This is a genomic window from Mucilaginibacter sediminis (assembly GCF_051903035.1).
Lineage (GTDB): Bacteria > Bacteroidota > Bacteroidia > Sphingobacteriales > Sphingobacteriaceae > Mucilaginibacter.
Map to the genome: position 1 here is coordinate 5,955,960 of NZ_CP170602.1, position 24,363 is coordinate 5,980,322.

General features: G+C 43.3%; 21 protein-coding genes. 9 read left to right on the forward strand and 12 right to left on the reverse strand.

Going from position 1 to position 24,363, the window contains the following annotated elements:
• Positions 1-102 precede the first annotated feature (102 nt).
• Together ACFGVS_RS24645 and ACFGVS_RS24650 are read left to right on the forward strand one after the other, a co-directional pair.
• Positions 103-801 (forward strand): hypothetical protein, encoded by a 699-nt coding sequence (locus ACFGVS_RS24645; protein ID WP_439695962.1) that lies wholly within the window; start codon positions 103-105, stop codon positions 799-801.
• A 15-nt stretch (positions 802-816) separates the two neighbouring features.
• Entirely contained in the window at positions 817-2,643 is a 1,827-nt protein-coding gene (locus tag ACFGVS_RS24650) for a hypothetical protein (protein WP_439695963.1), read from the forward strand.
• Between the two features lie 353 nt (positions 2,644-2,996).
• Here ACFGVS_RS24650 and ACFGVS_RS24655 read toward each other — a convergent pair whose 3' ends face one another.
• The gene (locus ACFGVS_RS24655; protein ID WP_439695964.1) at positions 2,997-3,983 is read right to left on the reverse strand and encodes a cytochrome-c peroxidase; all 987 of its coding nucleotides are present in this window, start codon (positions 3,981-3,983) and stop codon (positions 2,997-2,999) included.
• A gap of 11 nt (positions 3,984-3,994) precedes the next feature.
• Entirely contained in the window at positions 3,995-4,384 is a 390-nt protein-coding gene (locus ACFGVS_RS24660; protein ID WP_439695965.1) for a hypothetical protein, read from the reverse strand.
• Between the two features lie 128 nt (positions 4,385-4,512).
• On the opposite strand from ACFGVS_RS24660, the gene ACFGVS_RS24665 reads away from it, so the two are divergent.
• Both ACFGVS_RS24665 and ACFGVS_RS24670 read left to right on the forward strand, forming a co-directional pair.
• Positions 4,513-5,421 (forward strand): cytochrome b/b6 domain-containing protein, encoded by a 909-nt coding sequence (locus tag ACFGVS_RS24665; RefSeq protein WP_439695966.1) that lies wholly within the window; start codon positions 4,513-4,515, stop codon positions 5,419-5,421.
• A 2-nt stretch (positions 5,422-5,423) separates the two neighbouring features.
• The gene (locus tag ACFGVS_RS24670) at positions 5,424-6,179 is read left to right on the forward strand and encodes a molybdopterin-dependent oxidoreductase (RefSeq protein WP_439695967.1); all 756 of its coding nucleotides are present in this window, start codon (positions 5,424-5,426) and stop codon (positions 6,177-6,179) included.
• Positions 6,180-6,392: 213 nt separating this feature from the next.
• On the opposite strand, the gene ACFGVS_RS24675 is transcribed toward ACFGVS_RS24670, so the two are convergent.
• Complete coding sequence (locus tag ACFGVS_RS24675) at positions 6,393-7,166, reverse strand: LuxR C-terminal-related transcriptional regulator (protein WP_439695968.1); 774 nt, start codon at positions 7,164-7,166, stop codon at positions 6,393-6,395.
• A 202-nt stretch (positions 7,167-7,368) separates the two neighbouring features.
• Here ACFGVS_RS24675 and ACFGVS_RS24680 point away from each other — a divergent pair, with 202 nt between their 5' ends.
• Positions 7,369-7,713 carry a hypothetical protein gene (locus tag ACFGVS_RS24680; protein ID WP_439695969.1) on the forward strand — a complete coding sequence of 115 codons (345 nt, stop codon included), beginning with the start codon at positions 7,369-7,371 and terminating at the stop codon, positions 7,711-7,713.
• Between the two features lie 75 nt (positions 7,714-7,788).
• Positions 7,789-8,049, forward strand: a complete 261-nt coding sequence (locus ACFGVS_RS24685) for a hypothetical protein (protein ID WP_439695970.1) — start codon at positions 7,789-7,791, stop codon at positions 8,047-8,049.
• A gap of 126 nt (positions 8,050-8,175) precedes the next feature.
• Here the strand turns inward: ACFGVS_RS24685 and ACFGVS_RS24690 are convergent, their stop codons facing one another.
• Positions 8,176-8,949, reverse strand: a complete 774-nt coding sequence (locus ACFGVS_RS24690) for a LuxR C-terminal-related transcriptional regulator (RefSeq protein WP_439695971.1) — start codon at positions 8,947-8,949, stop codon at positions 8,176-8,178.
• A 164-nt stretch (positions 8,950-9,113) separates the two neighbouring features.
• Here ACFGVS_RS24690 and ACFGVS_RS24695 point away from each other — a divergent pair, with 164 nt between their 5' ends.
• Entirely contained in the window at positions 9,114-10,979 is a 1,866-nt protein-coding gene (locus ACFGVS_RS24695) for a hypothetical protein (RefSeq protein ID WP_439695972.1), read from the forward strand.
• 65 nt (positions 10,980-11,044) lie between these two features.
• On the forward strand, positions 11,045-11,851 hold the full coding sequence (locus ACFGVS_RS24700; RefSeq protein WP_439695973.1) for a hypothetical protein: 807 nt from the start codon (positions 11,045-11,047) through the stop codon (positions 11,849-11,851).
• Positions 11,852-12,286: 435 nt separating this feature from the next.
• Here ACFGVS_RS24700 and ACFGVS_RS24705 read toward each other — a convergent pair whose 3' ends face one another.
• From ACFGVS_RS24705 to ACFGVS_RS24715, 3 genes are all read right to left on the reverse strand, one after another.
• Complete coding sequence (locus tag ACFGVS_RS24705) at positions 12,287-13,033, reverse strand: hypothetical protein (protein WP_439695974.1); 747 nt, start codon at positions 13,031-13,033, stop codon at positions 12,287-12,289.
• Between the two features lie 20 nt (positions 13,034-13,053).
• Positions 13,054-13,443, reverse strand: a complete 390-nt coding sequence (locus tag ACFGVS_RS24710; protein ID WP_439695975.1) for a RidA family protein — start codon at positions 13,441-13,443, stop codon at positions 13,054-13,056.
• A gap of 487 nt (positions 13,444-13,930) precedes the next feature.
• Complete coding sequence (locus tag ACFGVS_RS24715; protein ID WP_439695976.1) at positions 13,931-16,567, reverse strand: ligase-associated DNA damage response DEXH box helicase; 2,637 nt, start codon at positions 16,565-16,567, stop codon at positions 13,931-13,933.
• Between the two features lie 88 nt (positions 16,568-16,655).
• Between ACFGVS_RS24715 and ACFGVS_RS24720 the strand changes: the two genes are divergently transcribed.
• Positions 16,656-17,324 (forward strand): hypothetical protein, encoded by a 669-nt coding sequence (locus tag ACFGVS_RS24720; RefSeq protein ID WP_439695977.1) that lies wholly within the window; start codon positions 16,656-16,658, stop codon positions 17,322-17,324.
• Positions 17,325-17,407: 83 nt separating this feature from the next.
• On the opposite strand, the gene ACFGVS_RS24725 is transcribed toward ACFGVS_RS24720, so the two are convergent.
• From ACFGVS_RS24725 to nagB, 5 genes are all read right to left on the reverse strand, one after another.
• Positions 17,408-20,272, reverse strand: coding sequence for a M16 family metallopeptidase (locus tag ACFGVS_RS24725; RefSeq protein WP_439695978.1), 2,865 nt, complete (start codon positions 20,270-20,272; stop codon positions 17,408-17,410).
• Positions 20,273-20,339: 67 nt separating this feature from the next.
• A complete protein-coding gene (locus tag ACFGVS_RS24730) occupies positions 20,340-20,843 on the reverse strand; it encodes a DUF2059 domain-containing protein (RefSeq protein WP_090651742.1) in 504 nt (167 codons plus the stop codon).
• A 3-nt stretch (positions 20,844-20,846) separates the two neighbouring features.
• The gene (locus tag ACFGVS_RS24735; RefSeq protein WP_439695979.1) at positions 20,847-21,980 is read right to left on the reverse strand and encodes an acyltransferase family protein; all 1,134 of its coding nucleotides are present in this window, start codon (positions 21,978-21,980) and stop codon (positions 20,847-20,849) included.
• Between the two features lie 3 nt (positions 21,981-21,983).
• Entirely contained in the window at positions 21,984-22,343 is a 360-nt protein-coding gene (locus ACFGVS_RS24740) for a four helix bundle protein (protein WP_147053479.1), read from the reverse strand.
• Between the two features lie 62 nt (positions 22,344-22,405).
• Positions 22,406-24,328, reverse strand: a complete 1,923-nt coding sequence (gene nagB / locus ACFGVS_RS24745; RefSeq protein WP_439695980.1) for a glucosamine-6-phosphate deaminase — start codon at positions 24,326-24,328, stop codon at positions 22,406-22,408.
• Positions 24,329-24,363 lie beyond the last annotated feature (35 nt).

The following is a 24,363-nucleotide window of genomic DNA, read 5'->3' on the forward strand; positions in this document are numbered from 1 at the left end:
CCGGGTGAAATAGCTGCCGTTTTTTTCTTAACGGATGTTATTATGCATTAAGTTTCTTATTTTAGGTGCAATAAAAAAGATCAACATACTAAACCCTCACAAGTGATAAAACCTTTACACCTGTTATGTGCAGTTGCGTTTTTGTTTTGCGGCTGTTCAAAAGATAAAATGCCTGCAAAAAGCAGTTCCTACAAAGTTGCGCTTACCACAATCGGTTATGCAGTTTCGTCGCCCGGCTGGACACATGTTTTGGGCGGAAATGCGACGCTTACCTGCAATGTAAAAGCTACCGATAGCGATATATCGCTTTCATCATTTAGCCGTAGCATGGTGCTGGATAACTCCAACAGCTATACGCAGCAGTTAGCAGGTGCCACCTATGACATCGCCCTTAAAACAACCAGTACTGCAGCAGCCGATTTGTTTATAAGGTTTAACGCCTCAGTAGCCGACTATAAAATTGATAAGGATGGAACTATAAGCCTGCCCGCCATGACAACCGATGGGCTGATCACAATAAGTACTGCTTATGCCGATACAACGCAGGTGCCCACATTTACGGCAGTCGGGACAACTAATAGTGTTGATTTGGGTAAAGCTAACGGTTATTATTTTTTATATGTAAAGGGAGGCATTAGCGGGCGGTTAACATTTACCCAGGCTGTCACTGGCGATATTTTTATAAAAGATATTACGGTAGCAGCCCTTAACCAATATGATGTTTTGCCAAAGCCTAACGCTGCCCACGGGGTTGATATTAACGCTATCCCATTTAAAATAAACAACACTTTGCTCCAATAACCTATCGCCTTAAAAATGAAAAAGTATTTTCCAATTTTGTTTCCTGTGTTGTTGTTTATGATAAGCGGGTGTAGTAAAAGTAAAGAGCCGGTTATAACCGTTGATCCGGAGTTAAGCATCCAGGATATTAAGTTGCCATCTTTTTTAAATAGCAGTTGGGTAAACGTAGCAGGCGGCACCCTATTAGTTAAAATTGATGCGGCTGCTAACGCACCAGGGGGGCAGGCATCTGTTACCGATAGTTTAACCTTCAGCAATTTAGCATCCTATCATAAAAAGCTGGCCGAAGGACATTATGATATCAATATATCGTCAAAATATCAAACAGCAATTGCCGATACCTTTTTGCGCTTCAACGCGCAAATAAACAATTATGACCTTGCAAAAAGCCGGGCTGTTTCACTAACAGCATCAACTACCGACGGTTTAATAACTATTGCTAAAAGCTACATTGCCGATAATACCATTCCGTTTTTTACCAGCCAGGGCGCATCAAAACAATACAAAATGGGGCTTAGCAATGGTTTTTATTATATTTACGTTAAGGCCGGCGCCACCGGTTCGGTTGCGTTTACGGCAAAAGCAAGCGGCCAATCGGTTGTAAAAGTAATGCCCGCTGTTACAACGCTAACGCATAGCAACCTGCAGGTGATAATAGATAAGGGGCAATTGCAGGTAATTTTTGCAAAGTTTGCGTATAACCAGTTACCTGTTGGCTCAGCAACGCTGGCAACAGTCAATATCGATTTAAACGATTATTATATCGCCCATGCCAGCAGTGTTTATTTTGTAGCTACTGATATTACAGGCAATATTATAAGCGAATTGCAGTACCTGGCCGGAACGCGCACCTTCAAATTAAACTCCCAAAATCCTTATGAAGCCGACCGTTTTAACCTTTTTGTGATTATCAATCCTGGCGATGGCGGCAAATCGCATGTTGAGGGTTACCTGCAGGTTAAAAAGGGAAGTACGTACAATAACTTTTATGCTGTTTTGCCGCAGCAAGAAAAAAAACGTTTGCAACTGTATTATGAGAATGCCACACCGTACGATTACCTGTTGGTAAGTTCAAACGTTAATGCTGCCATTTCGCAATCGCTTGCAGACACTACCACTATGGGCCCGCTAACGTATGTAGATGACAATGCCAGGTTATACGCGCAGATGAATAAAAATAACAAACAAACATACGCCTTTTTTAATGTAACGCCCGACTCATATGTGCGTATCGACTTCGCCGCTATCAATAAAACACCGCTGGTGAAAACAGTGACGGCCCCGGTAAGCAATTTTGCATTTTCGGTGTATGCAAAAAGTAAACCCGATTACTTTGATGCAATGGTATTAAGTTCGGGTACATCTCCCCTAAATACCATTAATGTTGCTTACCCAACCGAAACATTTCCTGAATACGATACTTATGCCAGTTACCGGATAGGAGATAAAATGTACGAGATAGTAACCACCGGAACAACAATTCCGGCTAAGATAGATGGCTTTGATGCCACGTTCAATGTATCGGGCACAACGCTTGCCAATTTTGTGCCTTCATTTTCCGGAACGTTTGATTACTACCATGCCAATTTCGAAAATACTAACGGACCAGGTATCATTACAGATCTGTATTCGCCTGCGGCCGCCAAATTTACCAATATAAAAATGCCCGATCTTTCAAAATATCTCCATGTAACCACTATCAACCTTAACACACAAAAATTAACAGGGTTTCAGTTGGAGCAATACACCGGCTTTGATGAAAAAGTTTTCCGTTTTAAACCGGCCAATGCCATCAGGAGCGCGCCCGATTTTAATGCAAAATCGGTAAGCCAGGGGTATTGATTAAAAGGTAAGTCTACAAGGTTACATTGAGTGGCTACACTACTGCAAGTGCTTTTTCGTACCCGCAGGTTGCCGTTTATTTTCGCTGCTGCAAGTATCCTGGCATCTGCGCCTATAAGCCATGTCTTTAGTAAATCGACGATATTGGTTGTTAACCTTAGTACTTTTGTGTTATTCTTTTGCCCCGATTAAAAATACAAAACTCCCGGATGAAGCTTAACCATTCGGGGGTTACACATTCAATAATTAGCAAGATTCTTGCTATGGCAGGATGAAATCCTACAGTTACAAACCACGAGCATAGTGGTTCGAAGTTGGAAAATAGAACAGTGGTAGACAACAGGCAACAAGGGTTAAAACGCATGCTTGCCAGCCTGTGGTCGTATCTTTTTTAACTTAGCCGAGAACCTTTTGTCAGTTAATGAAGTCAGGAGACTCTCCAGGTCGTTTTTTTCCTGTTCGGTTAAGCCCATTGGTGTGTTAAGCAGGGTATCGCGGTTTATAGCGTGCGGCACTAATTTATCCGGATCATTATAGTAATCAATAACCTGCCGCAGTGTTTTAAACATGCCGTTATGCATATAAAGAGCGGTTATAGCTACGTTTCGCAAAGCGCCTATCTTGAACCTGCCCAGGTCATTTTCTTTTTTGGTTACGCAGGCCCGGCCGCTGTCGATTAGTGTTTTTTGATCATACAGGCCGATGGAGCGAAATTCCACATCGTTGAAATCGGGGCCGAAATGGCATTGGATACACCGGCCTTTGGTATTGAAAATAGCAAAGCCCCTTTTGGCCGATTCGGTTACGGCAGCTTCATTATCATTCAGGCGCCAGTCATCAAATGGCGAATCGCCTGTTTCTAATGTCCGTTCAAATGCTGATAATGCGTTCGCTAAATTAGCAGCATTGGGCGCTTCCCGGAAAACAGCAAAAAAAGCATTTTTATAGTAAGCACTATTTTGCAGGCGCCATATGGCGGTAGCTAAGGGCAAATCCATTTCTATCGGATTTTGAAGCGGAATCAGCGCCTGTTGCTCCAGCGTAGTGGCGCGTCCGTCCCAAAAGAAAGCTACCTGCAAGCTCATATTCATGGCCGAGGGCGTATTCCGCACACCTTTCCTGCTGTGTACCCCTAAACTAACGGCAGAAGTATCCGAAAAGGCAAATTCTTCTTTATGACAGGATCCGCAGCTGATTTTTTTTGTGCGGGATAATATCGGGTCAAAAAATAGTTTGCGGCCCAGTGCTACAGCGGTTACCGGTTCATCGTTTTTAAAAGCGCTTTGCGAAAAGATCAGGATAATACCCAACGCAAAAAGGATAATGCAAAACTTTTTCATTCATGCTATTGCTATTTGACCGTAGTTATTTTTTTAAACAGAAATCCATCAGTCCCTTCCCTGCGGCCTGTACAGGTATCCTGTATCACATGAAACCTAAGCGAATCAAGTTGGCCTAAAAATTGAACTTTATAAATACCTTCATACTTAGCATTACAGGTTGGATCGGAAATGTACATCGTATCGTGTTTCATGTGATAGGTGCCGCTCACAAATTCTTTTTTGTTGATAAAGCCATCAAAAGTGCTGTTGGCCCTGAAAATCGCCAGCAACTTAAAAGGCTGTCCCTGGGAAGTGGTCGAATATTCCCATTTCCCAACAAGGGGATTAGTATCGTTTGTAAAGGCGATAACAGAGAATAACAGCACAACTAAAACGCCGGCCAGGTAAAACTTATTCATGGTAGTTTTTTTGATGTTTTCAAAAAAACAAAATAATGCGCGGTATAACTTTTGAGTTTGTTGCAAATACTTTAGTATTTGTTGCATTTGCAACAGATGGGTAATTTGATATATCACCGCTCAATATTTTGCGCAGGCACGCCGGTACACGCGCCAAACGCACGCTCAGGGAAACTACGTCGAATCTCAGCTTAGGTCAAATCACAAATCGCTGGTTTTTTGATATTTTCAACCAATACCTTTATATTTATTCTGTTTATGTAAACGTACTTGTCACCGCCGCAGGAATGAACTTATCGCAAAGCCCTAAGACCGAAGTTGTACCACACAAACCCTGGGTTAAAGGCGCGCACTTTATTATTACCCTTAGTTTCCTGGTGCTTACGGTTAGTGGTTTTGTTATCCTGATGTCGCACCCCAGGCTTTACTGGGGCAAGGCAGGTAACGACCTTACCCCGGCACTGTTTGAACTCCCGATAAGCCGCAACTACCACCATGGCGGCTGGAATAAAAGCATACCGTTTAAGCACGTAACCGGGCAGCAGGTAACCGCGGCCCGCACTTACGATATTTTTAATGAAAATGGCTGGGGGCGTAGTACGCACTTTTTGGCCGCTTGGTTCATGGTGTTAACAGGCATCATCTATTTTATAGCAGGGTTTTACAGCGGGCATTTTTGGCATAACCTGGTGCCGCGCAGCCGCGAATTTAGTTTAAAGCTACTTTGGCGCGATGTTGCCGCGCATTTGCACAGACGCATGCACTACACGGGCAAATATGGGCTATTGCAAAAGATCACCTATCTATCAGTTATCTTTTTGCTGTTCCCGGTGGTTATTTTAACCGGCTTCACCATGTCGCCGGCTATTACAGCATCTTATCCCTTTTTGCTGAAAATATTTTTCGGCCATCAATCGGCGCGCACTATCCACTTTTTTGCGGCAGTTTTATTGTTGCTGTTTTTGCTGGTACATGTGGTTATGGTGATCAGATCGGGGTTTAAACGAAATATTTGGGCAATAACTTTTGGCAGGTAGTTATGAAAAGAAAACTACTGATGAACCGCCGCCAGGCTATTTTAACAGGACTTACCTCCGCCGGTGCGCTTTTGCTTTCGGGCTGCCTTAAAAAAGCACCGCCCACCTACGGCAATATTTTGCGGATGGGCGACGATTTAACCTACATTGCCCAGCGCGGCCTGCTTTCGCAGCGGGCCCTGGCTGTGGAGTATCAAAAAAGCGAGATAACCAGCTTCCCGGTAACCGATATTGGCGACCCCGCCGATCCGGCGAGCAAAAAAGCCTACAGCAAAGCCTATCAGCAGCTGCAACTCAATAATTTTAAAGATTTTGAACTTGTTGTAGAAGGTTGCGTGGCCAAATCGCGTAAATATTCGATGGATGACCTTAAGAAACTGGGTGCGCGAACCCAAATAACCCGGCACACCTGCGAGGAAGGCTGGAGCGCCATTGCCGAATGGACAGGCGTACCACTAAGCGCCCTGCTAAAAGATGCCGGCATTTTAAAAACCGCACGTTATGTAGCCCTATACGGCTTCGACAACTATGCCGAAAGCATTGATATGCTTGATGCATTTCATCCGCAAACCATACTGGCCCATACCATGAACGGCGAAGACCTACCTGCGCGTAACGGCGCGCCCTTACGCCTGAGGGTAGAAACGCAGCTGGGCTACAAAAACGTTAAATTTTTGCAGCGCATTGTGGTGACTGATAAATTCACTGATCCGGGGCCCGATATTACTTCAGGGTGGTCGTGGTATACCGGCATCTGATTTTGGGGGCTTTGGTTTATATCTGGCTATTGATAGACGCCTATGACCGGCTCTGCCACCACCATGGCAAGACAATGCGCAAGTTTTACCGCTGACTCAGCCTGGGGCGGTGTGATGACACCGAACACAGGCTGAAAATCAAAATACTTACTGTCAGATTCTTTATCATTAATTTAGTGGCATTGCACAAACGATAGCGAAGGTGAAACTAAATTATACCAGTCCGTCCCGTATGGTCTTATTAATCAGTTCTACGGTACTTGCCGAACCTGTTTTACGCAGCAGGTTTTTCCGGTGAGTATCTACGGTATGTTTGCTGATATACAAAATATCGGCTATTTGTTTGCTTGGCTTGCCTTCCGCTAAAAGATAGAGTATTTCTTTTTCACGTTTACTTAATAAGTTACTTTCTTCCCGGAAATGATTTTTAACATCTACATCCAGGTACGAAGGCTCACCATCCATGCCGATGTATGACATAACAGGCTTGCCGTCCTTTTTGAGGTGGCTAATATCCGTTAAAACTATCAGGCATCTGATTATTTTCCCATCATCATCGTTTTGTATGACTACTGCCTGGTGCATTACCCGTATATATTCGCCGCTTTGCTTTTTAATTCTGTAATCAATCCGCAATTTATACTTCATTTGCGTTTGCGGACTCAGGCTGAATAAAAATTGCCCGGACGTTTCCTGGCAGTTAAGAAACCAGGCCCTGTCATCGGGATGGATATTTTGGATAATGTGATCAGCTGAAAATTCCTGCCTGTTATAACCAAGCAATGTCTTGACTTCTTCGCTTATAAAATCAAAATGGACTAACTGGAAATTGAAGATGAGGTAGCAGCTTTCACCGATCTGAAAAAAGATAAGTAGTTTCTTATATACATCAATCTCAAGTTGCAGCAGTTCGGCAGTACGTTCTTCGCTATCTGATATACGTTTCCAAATCTTAGTCGCCTCGTTGTTAAACAACTCAAGTTTCATATAAGAGTTCCAGGTTGAAATATAGGTGCTAAAATAAAATTTTTGTTGAAAAAATCACTATAAATGGTGATTGCGGGTAAATGAAGCAAGGGGTAATTTTAAACTAATATTTTACCCATTACCAGCCATCAGGTATAATAAATTTCAAAATCAATAAAGCCTCGTAAGCCGAAAAGGGAATAATAGATAATTAAATTTTACTATGGAAAATACATTGAAGCCAAATTCAGAAAATTTCGCCTTTAAAATTGAGTTTGGTCAATCATTTCAAGGCATTGATGATATGCTATTATTTATGAAATCTGAAGTAACAACAAAGCCGACAGCACTTCATTCTAAGCTCTACAATACGATAGTAGAACTAATTGAAGTAAGCACTCCGCAAGAAATAAAAAATCCGATTTGTCCTATTCAACCAAAAGATTTTGTTGTCTATTGGAAATGTGGAAGTTGCGGTGAGCCTGGGGCAACTGCGAATGAAGCATATTACGAATACCATTTTAATAATGGCGTCGTTATGGGCGGTTGCGCTATTTGTGCTCGGTAATAACCATTTTTAATATCCTACTTTTTTTTTCGTGCCTTTTCCTGAAAAACACTGCAAAAAAATTTAAAAATAAAAATGTCAGAAGAAACGCAAATAACTTCAGAAGATTTAAAGAAAATGCTTCAAGAAGTAAAGCAGCACTGCAATTCAATAAAAGAAGCCATTATTGTGATTGTCCCCAACGACTGTAGTGCAAATCCAATAAATAAGCAAACGTTTTCAGAACAGAATCATTTTTTGCGTTTTACTAATAAACAAGTTTTCGAAGGTGGCATTCAATTATTCGTTAAATCAATGACAGACATACTTCAAATATATAGCCACAACTTGATCTGACTGTCGGGTGGTTTTATAGATTGTCAGATGGAATTTGTGAATATAACCATTTCTCGTCTAAATAGCTTAACCACACACTAACCTAAAAAAAGCTTAATTCTGAAAAATTCAGTGTGTTTCAGTTCATTAAATCAACCCTTCCCGGATTGTTTTATTGATCAATTCAATAGTGCTTGCCGTGTTGGTTTTACGCAGCAGGTTTTTCCGGTGAGTATCTACCGTATGTTTGCTGATATACAAAATATCGGCTATTTGTTTGCTTGCCTTACCTTCAGCTAACAGGTAAAGTATTTCTTTTTCGCGCTTGCTTAACAGATCGCTTTCTTCGAGGAAATAACTTTTTACATCTACATCCAGGTAAGATGGCTCGCCATCCATGCCGATATATGACATAATCGGTTTTTCACTTTTCTTTAATTGGGAAATATCCGTAAATACCACCAGGTTTCTTAATATTTTTCCTGAGTTATCGTTATGTATAATAACCACCTGGTGCATGATGCGAATATATTCGCCGCTTTTCTTTTTGATCCGATAATCAATCCGTACTTTATATTTCATCTGTTTTTCAGAAGGTAACCCTAAAACAAAGTTTACCGAAACATCCTGGCAATTCAGAAACCACGCACGATCATCGGGATGGATGCTTTCCATGAGCAGTACCGGTGTGATTTCATCTTTGGCATAACCCAACATTGTGGTGGCCTCATCGCTTATAAAGTCAAAGCGTATTTGTTGGAAATTGAAGATAAAATGGCAGCTTTCGCCGATCTGGAAAAAAATAAGCAGTTTTTTATAAAGGTTTATTTCAAGTTGCAGGAGTTCGGTTGCTTGTTCTTCGCTATCGGAAGCTCGTTTCCAAATCTTAGTCGCCTCACTGTTAAACAACTCAAGTTTCATATAAGAGTTTCAGGTTGAAATATGGGTACTAAAATAAAATTTTCTCTTAAAAATCACTATAAATGGTGATTGCAAAAAATTTGAGGAGACAATAATTTTATTCAAAAAGGGATGTACTTCCTAAGTAATTCCATAATTGAACTATTGAAATGTCCTAATTGATCATGAAAAAGCACTTTTTTATCTTTTTGATGCTGTTATTCAGCTATTTTATAAGTAATGCTCAATCCAGCGATAATCCTTGCAATATGCACTGGACTAATGTAGTAACGCCATTAAGCACAAGTCTTGGTAACTTAATGTATCAGGTACAGTATCCGCAAAATTGCGGATGTGGCTGGCCACAGGTGGCGATAGGGCATACATTCCCTTTCCCGGTAAAACTTTACGTTACCTTGCGGGGCGTTAAATGTGATGGCACAACAGGCGAATCCGGGTTTTCTACAGGAGGAAATGAAGTAGCTGGCGGCTACATTCACAAAGAAAATAATCAGGGTAACTGGCATGTATTTAAACAAGTAATAAAAACGGTGGCTGCAGAGGTCCGCTATACACAAAACGGCGATACTTACCGGTTTTATTATGATGAGAATAAAGGAATAAATACAGTGCAGGAAACCATTAACGGCTTAACTGTAGCAGAATATAATACCCGTAAGCAACAGCAAAATAGCAAGAACACTGCATCAAACTCAAACAATAACTCTTCTGGCAATTCATCGCAAAATGGTTCTTCCTATCATACGGCTATGAACGCTAATGATCCGCGAGGCAATACCGGTAATTCTGCTTCGCAACAAGAAGTGCAACGACAAGAGCAACTAAATATACTAAATCAAAAGTTGAATTATCAGGCACAAAATTATAACAATGTGGCCGACGCGGTGAAAAGCCTGGCAAATTTGCTTATTGGCTCGATGACGCAGCATTTTATAAACGAAGATATTAAAGGCAGGAATGAACGCTTTGCCGAGTTGCAAAATAAGGTTAATACAAAACCGGGTATCTTGGTAGATTGCAGCGAATGTAACGGCGAAGGCTATTTTACGTGTACGCAATGTAATGGTAGTGGATACACCGGAGACGGCAATGACAGAACTGTATGTTCTAAATGCTATGGCTTGGGCAAAACACAATGTGTTCATTGCAGGGGCACGGGCGAAGAGTTTAAGGAAGATTATGAGGCAGAGTATGGCAGAAAATCTTCTTCTGATAATAGCAATACTGATAATACACAGCAGAATAATGAAACAAGCGGTATAATGTCTGTATCTAATGATAATATAAGTGCTGATGAATGTTATAATAAGGGTGTAGAATATAATAGAGAAGGTAATCAAACTCAAGCTTTTTATTGGTGGCAAAAAGCAGCAGATCAAGGTAATGCGAAAGCCCAATCAGCATTGGCATCGTGCTATTACAGTGGCTCTAATGTCGTAGAACGAAATGATGCTAAAGCCATTTATTGGTATCGAAAAGCAGCAAATCAAGGTAATGCGGAAGCCCAGGGACAATTAGGTTTAATGTATTTATATGGTATAGCAGTAACTGCAAATTATACACAGGCGGCTTATTGGTATCGAAAAGCAGCAGAACAAGGTGATGCGGGAGCCCAAGGACAATTAGGAGGGCTTTATTTAAATGGTGTAGGAGTTGCAAAAGGTTATGCCCAAGCCATCTATTGGTTTCGAAAAGCTGCAGATGCAGGAGAACCAGGTTCAATGTCGGCTATGGGAGATATGTACTACAACGGAACAGGCGTAACAAAAAGTTATATACAAGCAGTGCAATGGTATCAAAAAGCATTTGAACATAAGGACCTCTTTTCTCAATTAAAATTAGGAAAATTATATGAACAGGGCGGTTATGGCGTAACTAAAAATATCAATACAGCCATAGAATGGTATCGTAGAGCAGTAGCAAGTGGTGAAAATTATTTTACGCAGGTTACAGTTAATGGAATTACGACTAACATATCACTCAGCCAACAAGCAAAAGAGGCGCTTAAAAGATTAGGAGTACAAGAATAAAGCAATAGGAAACCTCAAACTTCGTAAGCTGAAAAGAGGATACATATTAAGCAAAAAAATACACTATGGAGACAGATATTTTTCAACCTTCGTCAGACGATAACTCTTCGGAAGAATTAGCAAATCTTGTAAGCCCATTTGCTTCAATAGGGAGTGTAATATTTAGTTATTTTAATTCTCTTTTTCAAGAAGGCATTGGCATTAATACCGTTTTAGACAAATTAACTCAAATTAGTACAGAGATACAGCAGCTTAAAATGACTATTCTTGACAAGCTAAATCAAACTTCTTTGAAAGAAAAAACGAGTGAAGTTTTTGGATTTCAAGATTCTCTTAATGATTATTATGCAACAAAAGATGAAAATATATTAGCTAATATAATCACAGAATCCGCCGCAACAAAACGTGGCATCATTCTCTCTTTGCAGGATCCTGACATATCTATTGAGTATTATTTCAGTTATATTAATTTGTTATCTATGTTGCAGCCGTTGCGAATAACAACTTTGCTCTTAGATGGTGCTAAATTATCTTCCAAACAAATCAATGATGAATTATCGGATTTTCTCCCATTTAAAGATAAAGGAATTGGCACTGCTGAAACTATTGGACGAGATAGAGTTATCCGCTATCAGGATCTTAAATCGTTTGGCGAATACAAAGAAACAATCTTTCAAGTCTTAGTAGATGGCAATGTAGAATATAAAAATAGCTTTAGCCCCATCGCTGTACCACCACAAGATTTGGGACAAATAACAATATCATTTGAACAAGCATATGAGTCTCTCGCTAATCAAAAAGCAAAAGAAACGTCAGAGAGTTTACGAGCTAATTTCGATAATGCCAAAAAATTATTTGATTCACTTATTTAATTGAAGAGCGAAAGCTGAACCTTTTTCAAACTCTATGCCAAATACATGCCAATTACTTACCGATAAAAGCCGCCTGCAAGTAATCTACTACATTCCACAGATATTTGCTCCCAACCATCAGTATGAAATAGAACAATGGGCACAATAATAAAATCGTTTGGACATTTCACACCCGATAAGAAAATTACCAACGATGCACTTGGTGAAAGGTTTAATATATCTAAAGAATGGATTCAGCCGGTGGTCGGTAGTTATCACCGCACCACTTCCAGTTGGCTTTTCGTATTCATTCAATCCGCTCAGATATGCTCCATATAGTGTGTAAGCAAATCGTTTTTGTCCCCTCGGGGTCTCTCGATAGAGGACTCCGAGGCCCTATGACAGTCGGCGTACCGGACCTTTCGACAATAATGCCCCCACAAAACGTGCCTACCTTTAAGCATCTTTAGATAGTTGGTTGTTGCTGCTACGGTTGTACCATTCGCCTTTTATAAAGTAATAGGTAATATTTTGGCGTATTTTTATTACCGGGAAAGTTCCTTTAAAATACCGAATAATATCTTTTGATGTTTTATAATCGTAAACGCTAAAGTATTGTGATACCACCCGGTGGTCGCTGTAAAAAACATGCTTATCGGGGTCAAAATTCAACACCATGGAGGTATCGATGCTATAATTGGTTTTAGGATCGCTTTTCGAGGTTGATTTGTCCTGCAAATTAATATTGAACCTGTAATTGCTTTTATTAGTGCCTGTTAAATGAGATTTTGACTGAAAAAAGCGGTGTTCGTCCAATACTAAGGTGTCGGTATCAGTATCCACAGCCTTGATGGAGGCATTTATAAAAGACATAATGTGTAGGGCCTGGCAAAGTTTGCCCTTGCTAACACACAGTAACAACAAATTGGTGGAGGCAATATCCGAGCCTGCATGTACACGATAAGTAATTTGCAAAAATTTGTTTTGGAGCACGCTTACATCCTGCATGTTGTTATAAAACCTCAATTTTAAACTGTCGTGCAGGCAATAGATGGTTACATTTTCATCATTGCTGCCGTGGGCTATTTTGATTTGGGTTTTAATACCTTCAAAGGATTGCACTGTAAATGTTTGTGCCCCGGCCGTTTCAATTAAACCGCAAACAAGGATAAATGATACAAGTAAAAAAGTCTTTGGTAACATTGCCTTCGAATGATATTCCCTTAAACCAGCGCCACACACTCCACCGAAACCAGGATACCACCAGGAAAGGGCATCACCTGCGGGGCGCTGCGTGCCGGCGGGTTTTTGGGGAAGAACCCGGCATAAATTTTATTGATGGCTGCAAAGGTTGGGTCCTGGCCGCTAACCATCCAGATGGTGGTTTTTACGATGTTATCCATATGGCTGCCGGCTTCCTGCAGTATGGTTTGGATGTTTGTGAAAGCCTGCCGGGCCTGCCCTTCAAAAGTATCGTCGATCAGTTTGCCGGTTTCGGGATTAAGCCCCGCCATGCCCGAAACGTATATTAATCCTCCTGCTATTACGGCCTGTGGGATAAAGGTGTTTAAACGCGATATTTTACCGGTATTGAAGCTAATTTTTGAGGCCATGGCGATAGGTTTTTGGGATGATTTACTGCTCTATAAATATAAAAATAAGCACTGATATATCTTGCAGGTGTAAATCAAATTGTCGTTAAACGATTATTTGATCCCGCCTACGCAATACTTCCGCCCAATCCGAAGTTTTGCCCTGGTTAAAAATATTAACCATTGGTAGTGTACCACCCCGTACCAGGGCGTAACACCCCGTACCAGGGCGTACCACCCTGTACCAGGGCGTGTCACCCTGTTTCACCCCGTACCGGTACACACACTTGCAATTAAATCCATTCGTCAACGTTGCCACGCTGGCTAAATATTACGGTACCAGGCGATCAACCGGAACTAATTAAAAAAATAAAAGGCGCTTTAATGTCTGTAACTTCAAATAACGCTTGATGTTCAATTAGTTAACCTTATTAACAGGTGTAACACAGTATATAAAAGGTGCAAAAGATGCTTGTAAAGTGCTGGTATTGCAGGCGGGAACAGCCACCTAAAACCCCTTCTTCCGGGTGATGCCGGGTTTGCGGTTTTTGCGGGTTTCGTCCACTTCGCCAACGCCTTCTGCGCCGTAGCGGCGGGCCATTTTGGCAATACGTTCTTCCATGGTTTCGGTGGTCAGTTTTTCCCGGCCAAGGCTGTCAACCATTATCGGGAACGCAAATGGGGTTGGCCGCTCAATGGTTTTCAGGATGATAGTTTGGGTGGCTATCCGCTGTAAAGCCGCCCGCAGTCTAAACTCCTCCAGCTGGAAGGCCAAAGCCTCGTTATATGCCTGGCGCACCAGCAGGTTATCCGGCTCATACTCGGTAAACACCTCGAACAATAGGGAGGTAGAGGCCTGCAAATGTTTATTTTTCACCTGCTGGCCGGGATAGCCGGTAAACACCAGCCCGCCAATATGGGCTATATCCCTGAACCGCCTGCGTGCCATCTCGTTGGCGTTAAGGCTATGCTGGATATCATCAATGAGGTTATCTATCGAAAAAAAGCTGGCATCTTCCAGTACATCTTCAATGGGTACGTCCTCGTCGGTAAGTAGCTCAAAGCCATAATCGTTCATGGCGATGCTGAAGCTGGCATTCCTGATTTTACTGATCCTGAAGGCCAGCAATGACGCCATCCCCTCGTGTACCAGCCGCCCTTCAAAGGGATAAAACAACAGGTGGTGCCCTTCGCGGGATTTAAACGACTCGATCAAAAACTCGTGGCTCTGGGGCAGGTGCGATAACTCCTGCTGCAATTTGAACAAAGGCTTGAGGGCGATGACTTCAACATCTTTTTCGATACCATGAGCCACCTCGTCCAGCTTATCCCTGAATACGGCAGCCAGTTGTGACGACAGGGGCATGCGCCCACCATTCCAGCTGGGTATTAAACCCTTGGTGGAGTTTGATTTTTTGACAAATGCCGTCATTTCCTTTACCCGGATAAACTCCAGGCTACGGCCTGCAAACCAGAAGGTATTGCCCGGCTTAAGCTTCGATACAAAGGATTCTTCGATAGTACCCAGGCTACCGCCGCTCAGCCATTTTACCCGGATGCTCAGCTCGCTGGTTATGGTGCCTATGCTTAGGCGGTGCCGCATGGCCACCCTGCGGCTGTTTACTTTGTACAGGCCGTTCTCTATTTCTACTTTTAAAAACTCGTCGTATTGCGCCAGTGTTTTGCCACCGGTGGTTATAAACTCCAGCAGCTGGCCAAATTCGTTGCGGGTAAGGTCGGCAAAGGCGTAAGTACCCTTTACCTCGTTAAACAGCTCATCGGCCCTAAAACCGTCGGATACGGCCAATGTAACCATGTATTGGATCAGCACGTCCATGGTAAGCAGCATGGGGTCGCGGCTTTCAAATATCCCACGTTTAATGGCGGCTTTAAGCGCGGCCCCTTCCAGCAATTCTAACGAGTGCGTGGGTACAAAATACGCCCGTGATACCGCGCCAGGATGGTGGCCGCTTCGCCCGGCGCGCTGCATAAAGCGGGCCACGCCCTTGGGGCTGCCCACCTGTATTACGCAATCAACCGGCCTAAAATCGACCCCAAGATCGAGGCTGGATGTGCATACTACCAACTTCAAAGCCTCGGCATGCAGGGCCTGCTCTACCCAGTTGCGCAACTCGTTATCTAACGAGCCATGGTGCATGGCCATAGTGCCTGCGTATTCCGGGTAATTATCTAAAATAGCATGGTACCAGATCTCGGATTGCGACCGCGTGTTGGTGAATATCAGCGTGGTTTTACTTTTGGCCACAATCTCCATCACTTGTGGCAGCAGCTTTAAACCAATATGGCCTGCCCATGAGTAATTCTCCACATTATCGGGGATGATGGACTGGATATCCAACTTCTTCTCCAGGTTGGCCCGCACCATCCTGATCTGATCTGCCGGGAAGTCATTGCCCAGCAAAACTTCGGCCGCCTGCTCCAGGTTACCTATGGTTGCGCTGATGCCCCAGATTTTGAGTTGGCAGTGAGCAGTTTGCAGTGGGCGGTGGGCAGTTTGCAGATCAATCTTATCAGAATTATCAGATAGCCCATTTTCATTTGATAGTGCATTGCCAACTGCTAACTGCCGACTGCAAACTGCCTTCAGGCGGGACAATCCCAGCTCCACCTGCACACCGCGTTTGGTGCCCAGGAGTTCGTGCCACTCGTCAATAACTACCACCTGCAGGTTGTTGAACAATTTGGGGTAGTCTTTTTGGGCCAGCATCAGGTGCAGGCTTTCGGGGGTGGTAAGCAGCACCTCGGGCAATTTTCGTTTCAGTGCGGCTTTTTCTGCTGCAGATGTATCGCCTGTGCGGGTGGCTATGTGCCAGGGCAGGCCCATTTCGTCGCAGGCTTCCTGCATGGCTTTGCGGATATCATTGGTGAGCGCACGCAATGGGGTTATCCATAGCATCAGCAAGCCGTTGTTTTTTTGCGTGGTGTAATTATCCGGGTGCTTGTTAATAAAATCGACCAGGAAGGGCAAAAACAAGGCAAAGGTTTTACCACTCCCCGTAGGGGCGTTAAGCAAGCCGGAGTAGCCGCCCAGGTAGGCCGCTTCCATTTCCTGCTGAAAGGGGAACTGTTGCCAGTTTTTTTGCTTGTACCAATGCTGTATAACCTGCCGGCCTTTTGTACTCATCTTTTGCCTAACAATTTAATTTGCGTTTAGTTAGCCAGTGCAACAAATACGCGCCAACAAATTAGTGATAAATCCTGTTAGCTATAGTATGATAAAAAATAGCCTGATCATATTGCTGGCAACAGGCCTGTTATCCTGTAACCAGCCAGCCCATAAACAACCAACTGCCGATACCGCCAAAACCGGGGCGGCTGATACTACCCTAACCGATAAATCTATCGTTGATGATTCTGCAGCCGATAAGCTGATATCATCAGATACGTCGACTATGGGCTCCGTTGCCACCGACCGCCTCATTTTGCCGGGAAAAGGAATAGGCCATATCCTGATTGACCAGGACCTGGAGCTGGCCTTGAAGCAATTAGGCAAGCCCGATAGCTCGGATGCTGCCATGGGCAGCTCATTAATGGTATGGTTTGCCAAACACGACACCAAAGGCTACCGCACCAGCATTTATTCGCACCGTAACATGGGTGGCAAAGATGAATCTATCAGCCGTGTCCAAAAAATACTGGTAACATCGCCGTGGTTTAAAACTGTCGGTCATTTGGGTGTTGGTACTGCTTTAGATGCTGTTAAAAAAAATTATTCGTTAAAACCCGTTACCAGGTATAAAGCCAACGGACACAATGTACAGGTTTATACTGATGCCGATAACGGCATATCCTTCGAGGTAGACGAGGTCACTAAAAAATGTGTAGCCGTTGTGGTGCACAAAGCACATGAGGCGGCTTCTGCTTATATCAATATGCATTAAGCGAAATACTATATTGATGGGCTCAACAAAAAGCGCCCTGCCAGGTAAACCAACAGGGTGCTTTTACTATCAGCAAAAAATAATTATTTCTTCTCGGGCAGTAAAATCAATTTGATGAAGTTTTTGCCGCTTAAGTATTTGTTGGCAGCATCTTTGGTGCTTTGTACGGTTACCTGTTCCAGGTTGCCTACGTGTTGCAAAATTTGATCCGGGTTTTCGCCGTTTTGTGACGACGATGCCAGGTATCCGGCCCAGAAAACATTTTCTTTCATTTGCTCGCGTGTGCTGCGGGCTTCTTCGGCTACAAATTTTTGGATATCGGTTGGCAGGGCACCATTTTGTTTAAGCTTGGCTATCTCATCCAAGGTAGAGGCAATCATTTTGTCAACATTCGCTGGCGCACATCCAAAATAAACGGTGATGCTATACCTGCCGCTTGGCGTTTTGTGGTAACCAGCCCTTACGCCAGGAGCATAAACACCGCTTTCCTGCTCGCGCAGGCGTTCAATCAATTTAATATTCAATACTTCCTCCAACGCATCCATTTGGATGTTATTGGCATCGTTATATTCATAATCTCCGCTAAATACCAGCTGCACGCTGCTCTTTTCGGCTTCACCCTTATTAACTATTTTGGTGATCTCTCCTGCCGGAGGTTGAATGTTCAAATTCTTGTAGGTTTCTTTGCTATTGGTTGATGGCAAACCTCCTAAATAATGCTCCAGGTAGGGTTTTACCATTTCCACATCAAAATTACCCACCAGGGTGAAGGTAAAATTGCTTGCATCGGCAAACCTGGCTTTATAAAAGCTGTAGGCTTTATCCAACGATGCTTTGCTCAGCCTTTCGGGCGTGGTAACCATTCCCCTGAAATTGTGGTTGCTTAATGTTGCTGATACCGTGTCCTGGAACACGCTCGGCGGATCGAGGCCCCTGTTGGCCAATACAGATTTTGTTTGGGCAATAGTTGATTGCCAGATATCGTTATCCTTACGCGGCTGGGTAAAGTACAGGTAAATTAACTGCAGCGCGGTTTCAAAATCGGCAGGCGAAGAGTTACCCGAGATACCCTGGGCAAATTCGCTGATGTAAGGCGTAATGCTCACATTTTTGCCGGCCATTTTTTTATCGAGCATGCCCTGGTTAAACTGGGCAATACCGCTGCTGCTAATGATAGACGAAGCCAGATTAGCCGATGTAAAATCATCATCGCTTGCTAACGACGAGCCACCAAAGGCATAGCCGTTAATCAGGATCTGGTCGTTTTTATAATCGGTTGGCTTTAATATCACTTTAAGGCCGTTGCCAAGGGTCAATGTAGTAGTACCGATCAGAGAATCGACAACGGTATTCACAACTTTGGTACCCTCGGGTAATTTACTCAGCAAAGGCTCCGATGATACATTGTCAACATAGGCCGTAACACCTTGCCCTGCCGCACTTATCCATTGCAGTAATGTGGCTTCGGTTGGTAAGGTAGCTTTATCTTTTTCGGGGGCTTCAACAATCACTGCCCTGTTCTGGTCGCCAATAAATTTACCGGCCAAAGCATTCATCTGGTCTACCGTGATCTTGTTAATATTGTTTACATAATAATTGTATTCATACTCAATACCGGGGATTGCTTCGCCTTCTAAAAAGTGTTGCTGATACTCACGTACAAAATTTGCTGACCGTGTTTTATCGCGCTCTTTATAGGCATTACCCATTTGCACCAGCGCATCCTGCTTGGCGCGTTCCAACTCAGTAAGGGTAAAGCCAAACTTGCGGGCGCGTTCTGTTTCGGCAACAACGGCTTTAATGGCGCCTTCTAACTCGGCAGGCGTTTTTGCAACAGCAATTGAAGTAAAGGCATCCTGTTCGCCCAAAAAGCCACCATAGCTTGAGCGGCCAAACAAAAACGGTGGATTTGGTTTTTGCAGCAATTCGCCTAAACGGGCATTCAGCATCTGGTTAAATAACCGGATCCTGACACTCTGCATATAGTCAACTGTGTTTTTAACCGTTGTGCCAGGATGTTTTACAATGATTTCGGCCAGCGTGTAAGGGAATTCTTTATCTGTAGCTATTTTAACAGCGGTACCCGGTGTAGCAGGCACGGTATACTTTGTGCGTGGTTTTTCGGCAGTCGGGTTTTGCAGGCCCGAGAAGTTTTGTTTTATCAAATCTTCAACATGTTTAGGGTCAAAATCGCCTACCGCAATTACCGCCTGCAAATCGGGGCGGTACCAGTCATGGTAAAAACTTTTTATTGTCTCGGGTTTAAAGTTTTTAAGGATATCTTCTTTACCTATAGGCAAACGCAACGCGTAACGAGAGTTATTGAGCAACACTGGTAATATCTGTTGCTGCAAACGTTCCTGTGCGTTTTTCCCACGTAGGCGCTGCTCTTCTAAAACAACACCACGTTCTTTATCAATTTCAGCAGGGTCGAAGCTTACGTAGCCTGCCCAGTTAGCCAATATTTTAAAGCCATTATTAAAAATAGCTGCCGTATCGGTAGGGATAGGCAACTGGTAAACAGTTTCGTTAAATGAGGTGTAGGCATTTAAATCGGCGCCAAATTTCACGCCTGATTTTTGCAGGTAATCAACCATTTGGTTTTTAGGGAAATCGCGGGTGCCGTTAAAGGCCATGTGCTCGGTAAAGTGGGCAAGGCCTTGCTGATCGTCGGTTTCTAAAACAGACCCCGCCTTGTTTACCAGGTAAAGTTCTGCTTTGTTTTTAGGTTCAACATTTTGCCTGATGTAATAAGTTAGGCCATTAGGCAGTTTGCCAATAATTACCTTATTATCTATGGGCAATACATCTGCTTTTGCAAGCAATTGCGATGCTACCGGTTTGCTTTTAGGCGATGGCGCCGGCTTTTTTTTAACTTGTGCAAAAGCACTTCCTGAAGCTATAAGGAAAGCTAAAGCGGCTACAGAAAGCTGTTTATTTAAATTCATATTGTTTAGGGAATGTTTAATGCTAAGATGCTAAACGAAAGTATTAGTTACAAATTGTGGCTCTTAATTATTGCCTGGCCGCGGGTGCTTCTTTTTTCGCAAATGCATCTTGCATCATTTGCTCCAGCTCAGGCCTGTGGTCGGCTATGGTTTTTTGTCCTAAAGCCATGCCTTTTTGCATTAAAATTGGAGTTTTCGCGCTTAACTTTTTGCCAAGCGGCGAATTGTAAAATGCCGTTAACTGATTGAGTTCATCTTCGGTATACTCTGTGGCGTATATTTTTGCAAATTCACCTTTCAATATATCCCACGAATAGTATTTGACCATAAAACGTTTCATTACGTTTACAAATTCGCCTCGTTGCGCTTCAGGAACCTGGGCGCTTGATGTATTTATCATGTTATCAACAATTCCTCCAAATTGGCTGTTTATACCGGTGGCTATTAAAAAATTTTCGGCCGCTTTTAATTGCGATGCACTGAAGGATGGAGTGGTGGTTTGCGCCTTTGAGTTGGTGATGCAGAAGAGCAAAATGCCCATTAAGGCGATAAGGGTTGGTTTAAATTTCATTTACTATATTTTGATAATTATTTTTCGAAGATACAATATCCACATCACCAGCCATAATATAATAACTGTAAATATGGCACTTGCCAATGAGGCATTCAGGGGCGAGAAATGGGGCGCAAAAAAGGTTTGATAAATAGATAAACCGCCAATTTTTATCATGTTCATATAATGCGGAATAAAACCCGAAAGCACATACGCCGTTATGGCGTTGGCCCCAAAAACCACAAAAGGATAGGTAAACCTTTTACGCCCCTGCACATCAATAAGCCAGTAGCTTAGTGCAAGCGCAATGGTGGCCAATCCGCCGGTATAAAGCACAAAAGAGCTTGTCCACAGGGCTTTATTGATTGGGAAAAATAAGTCCCAAACCAGGCCCGCAACAACGGCGATAACACCATAGGTAAACATCCAGCTAACCTTAACATTGTCATCTACATCTTTCCGCTTCAGCCAGGTGCCAATCCTGATACCGAACAATCCGGTTGCCACAGCAGGTAAGGTGCCCAATAAACCTTCGGGGTCCCAGGTGTGCGATTCACTCCAGAGGTGATTGGTGGTAAATACCAACCTGTCTATCCAGGCCCCCATGTTGGTGGCCGGCTCCAGGTTGGCATAACCTACACCCGGAACGGGGATAAATGTCATGATGATAAAATAACCAATTAACGCGCCGGCAAAAATCCAATCGCGTGTTTTTTGTGACGTTTTTAGATAGATGATGGTACAAATGAAATAGACCAAAGCAATACGGGGCAATACGCCGGGAAACCTTAAATGCGAAAAGCCACGGTCCCAATGAAATATCAATTGCGTTATCCAGGGGATGGCAATTAAGATAGCGGTGCGCTGCAGGGCTTTCAGAATTAGTTTGGAATGAGAAACGGTTGCTTTCCTGCTTTCCATGGCATAGGTAACCGATACCCCAACCATAAACAAAAAAAATGGGAATACCAGGTCTGTAGGCGTACATCCATTCCATTTGGAATGTTCAAGCGGTGCATAGATGTGGCCCCAATCGCCGGGATCGTTCACGAGTATCATGGCGGCAATTGTGACCCCACGCATTACGTCGAGGGAGAGAAGACGTGGGTTTTGAGTTTTGAGTGATGAGTTTTGAGTAGAGATCTCTTTTGTCATATACTAATTTCCTTTTCTTATTTTATCGATTAATGAAAGCATCATTTTCCGAATCTCGGTGTTACGATCGTTAAGTTCGTTCATGTTTTCGTCGCTTAGATACTTCAAAGAATTGGCAATGAGGAGGCAGTTTTCAACTTCATTGGCAGAACCTAAAGACATTTGCAAAAAATGAACTAAATCATTTTGCGTGAACCTACCACAGCCTTCGGCGATATTATTTGATATTGATATTACAGCGCGTCGTGTTTGACTAATTAAAGCATATTTTTCTTCTGATGGATACATTGCTGTATGCTGGTAAATAGCAGACACAAAATCGAACGATTTTTGCCAAACCAACAGTTTCTTAAAATCCTGCATTAATCAGATTATCGTTAATTAAAATGGCGCTTTTTTTAAACTCATCACTCAAAACTCATCACTCAAAACTTATATCGCTTAAAACCTTCCATGGCTTCATACTCCGCTAAACCCAGGCGATCATATTTCTGCGCGGTGTCTCGTGTCCTGTCTTCGGCACGTACCCAGAATTCGCGGGCATCATCACCAGGGAATACAGGCCTGTCTTTTTGCGATTGGTGTTTGAAGATAGCGTTGCGTTTACGAATTACCTCTTGCGGAGATAATGGCACGGCCATTTCAATTTCGTAAGTTTCAAATTCGTGCCATGCACCGCGGTACATCCATAACCAGCAGTCTTTCACCCAATCTTCGGTGGCTTTCAGGCGATCAAGAGCAGCTAAAATAATGTTAAAGCAAACCAGGTGGGTTCCGTTCGGGTCAGCAAAATCGCCGGCAGCAAAAATCTGGTGTGGCTTTATTTTTTGTAACAGGTCGATGGTTAACTGGATATCTTCTTCGCCAACGGTGTTCTTTTTGGTTTTACCTGTTTCGTAAAAAGGCAGGGCCATAAAGTGGATATGGTCGTCTTCCAAACCTGCATAACGGGCTCCCGAGATGGCTTCTGTTTTACGGATGAAACCTTTTACATTCCTAATCTCGCGGGTATCAATCTGGTTGGGTTGTTTTTGCGGGAAGAAGGCACGCATCTCTTCGTATAATTTGGTCAGGTGGCCGCCGTTTTCACCAATGCTATTGGTAAAGTCGATGGCGAATTCCATGTAACGCAGTACATCATCATCCCAAACTGCGGTGTTGCCCGATGTTTGGTAAGCAACATGCACATCATGCCCCTGGTCGACCAGGCGAATGAAGGTACCACCCATCGAAATCACATCATCATCCGGGTGCGGGGAGAAGATAACCGAGCGTTTTTTTGCCGGTAAAGCCCTTTCCGGGCGTTGTGAATCATCAGCATTCGGTTTGCCGCCCGGCCAGCCGGTAATGGTATGCTGTATCTGGTTAAAAATATCAATATTGATGTTGTAAACAGGGCCTTGCTCTACAGCTAATTGAGCCATACCATGGTTATTATAATCTTCTTCGGTAAGTTTTAATACCGGTTTGCCAATGGTATCAGCCAGCCAGATCACGGCTTTCTTTTTCAGCGTATTATCATCCCATGAACAATCTTTTACCAGCCAGGGGGTATCAAAGCGGGTTAATTCAGATGCTGCCGCTTCGTCAAGCACAAATTCAACATGCTCTGATAATTGCAGGTAGGTAGCAGGAACTTCACCGGATATTTCGCCTTCAACAGCTTTTTTTACAATCGGGGCTTTTTTGGCGCTCCAGGCCATCAGGATAATTTCGCGGGCTTTAAAAATGGTGCCAATACCCATGGTGATGGCTTTGGTGGGCACATTGGCCTTGCCGCCAAAATCACGGGCGGCATCACTGCGGGTCAAATCATCCAGGGTAACCAAACGGGTACCCGAATTTGGCGCAGAGCCAGGCTCGTTAAAACCGATGTGACCGGTACGGCCGATACCTAATATCTGCAGGTCTAAACCGCCTAATTCTTCAATTTGCTTTTCATAGTCCAGGCAGAAAGCTACCACGTCTTCTTTATCCAAAGTACCATCGGGGATATGGACATTGGCTTTATCAATATCAACATGACTGAAAAGGTTCTCATACATGAAAGTAACATAGCTTTGGGCGGCGTCGGGTTTCATGGGATAGTACTCATCCAAATTAAAGGTGATAACATCTTTAAACGACAAGCCTTCTTCCTTATGTAAGCGTACCAGTTCGGCATAAACACGGATGGGGGTAACACCGGTTGCCAGGCCAAGCACTGCCTGTTCGCCTTTTGCCTGCTTATCGCGGATAAGTTTGGCTATCCTGCCTGCTACGGCAATGGATGCCTCCTGCTGGTTGCCATAAACGCTTACCGGCAGCTTCTCGTACCGGGTCTCTTCCAATAAATTTAATCGGGCCATAGGATGGGTTGAATTTGGTTGAAAACAAATATATC

What these genes read in the sequence shown, in the direction of transcription:
- ACFGVS_RS24650 (WP_439695963.1), top strand. Translation starts at nt 817, where the DNA reads ATGAAAAAGTATTTTCCAATTTTGTTTCCTGTGTTGTTGTTTATGATA.
- ACFGVS_RS24655 (WP_439695964.1), bottom strand. Translation starts at nt 3,983, where the DNA reads ATGAAAAAGTTTTGCATTATCCTTTTTGCGTTGGGTATTATCCTGATC.
- ACFGVS_RS24660 (WP_439695965.1), bottom strand. Translation starts at nt 4,384, where the DNA reads ATGAATAAGTTTTACCTGGCCGGCGTTTTAGTTGTGCTGTTATTCTCT.
- ACFGVS_RS24670 (WP_439695967.1), top strand. Translation starts at nt 5,424, where the DNA reads ATGAAAAGAAAACTACTGATGAACCGCCGCCAGGCTATTTTAACAGGA.
- ACFGVS_RS24675 (WP_439695968.1), bottom strand. Translation starts at nt 7,166, where the DNA reads ATGAAACTTGAGTTGTTTAACAACGAGGCGACTAAGATTTGGAAACGT.
- ACFGVS_RS24680 (WP_439695969.1), top strand. Translation starts at nt 7,369, where the DNA reads ATGGAAAATACATTGAAGCCAAATTCAGAAAATTTCGCCTTTAAAATT.
- ACFGVS_RS24685 (WP_439695970.1), top strand. Translation starts at nt 7,789, where the DNA reads ATGTCAGAAGAAACGCAAATAACTTCAGAAGATTTAAAGAAAATGCTT.
- ACFGVS_RS24690 (WP_439695971.1), bottom strand. Translation starts at nt 8,949, where the DNA reads ATGAAACTTGAGTTGTTTAACAGTGAGGCGACTAAGATTTGGAAACGA.
- ACFGVS_RS24695 (WP_439695972.1), top strand. Translation starts at nt 9,114, where the DNA reads ATGAAAAAGCACTTTTTTATCTTTTTGATGCTGTTATTCAGCTATTTT.
- ACFGVS_RS24700 (WP_439695973.1), top strand. Translation starts at nt 11,045, where the DNA reads ATGGAGACAGATATTTTTCAACCTTCGTCAGACGATAACTCTTCGGAA.
- ACFGVS_RS24705 (WP_439695974.1), bottom strand. Translation starts at nt 13,033, where the DNA reads ATGTTACCAAAGACTTTTTTACTTGTATCATTTATCCTTGTTTGCGGT.
- ACFGVS_RS24710 (WP_439695975.1), bottom strand. Translation starts at nt 13,443, where the DNA reads ATGGCCTCAAAAATTAGCTTCAATACCGGTAAAATATCGCGTTTAAAC.
- ACFGVS_RS24715 (WP_439695976.1), bottom strand. Translation starts at nt 16,567, where the DNA reads ATGAGTACAAAAGGCCGGCAGGTTATACAGCATTGGTACAAGCAAAAA.
- ACFGVS_RS24720 (WP_439695977.1), top strand. Translation starts at nt 16,656, where the DNA reads ATGATAAAAAATAGCCTGATCATATTGCTGGCAACAGGCCTGTTATCC.
- ACFGVS_RS24725 (WP_439695978.1), bottom strand. Translation starts at nt 20,272, where the DNA reads ATGAATTTAAATAAACAGCTTTCTGTAGCCGCTTTAGCTTTCCTTATA.
- ACFGVS_RS24730 (WP_090651742.1), bottom strand. Translation starts at nt 20,843, where the DNA reads ATGAAATTTAAACCAACCCTTATCGCCTTAATGGGCATTTTGCTCTTC.
- ACFGVS_RS24735 (WP_439695979.1), bottom strand. Translation starts at nt 21,980, where the DNA reads ATGACAAAAGAGATCTCTACTCAAAACTCATCACTCAAAACTCAAAAC.
- ACFGVS_RS24740 (WP_147053479.1), bottom strand. Translation starts at nt 22,343, where the DNA reads ATGCAGGATTTTAAGAAACTGTTGGTTTGGCAAAAATCGTTCGATTTT.
- nagB (WP_439695980.1), bottom strand. Translation starts at nt 24,328, where the DNA reads ATGGCCCGATTAAATTTATTGGAAGAGACCCGGTACGAGAAGCTGCCG.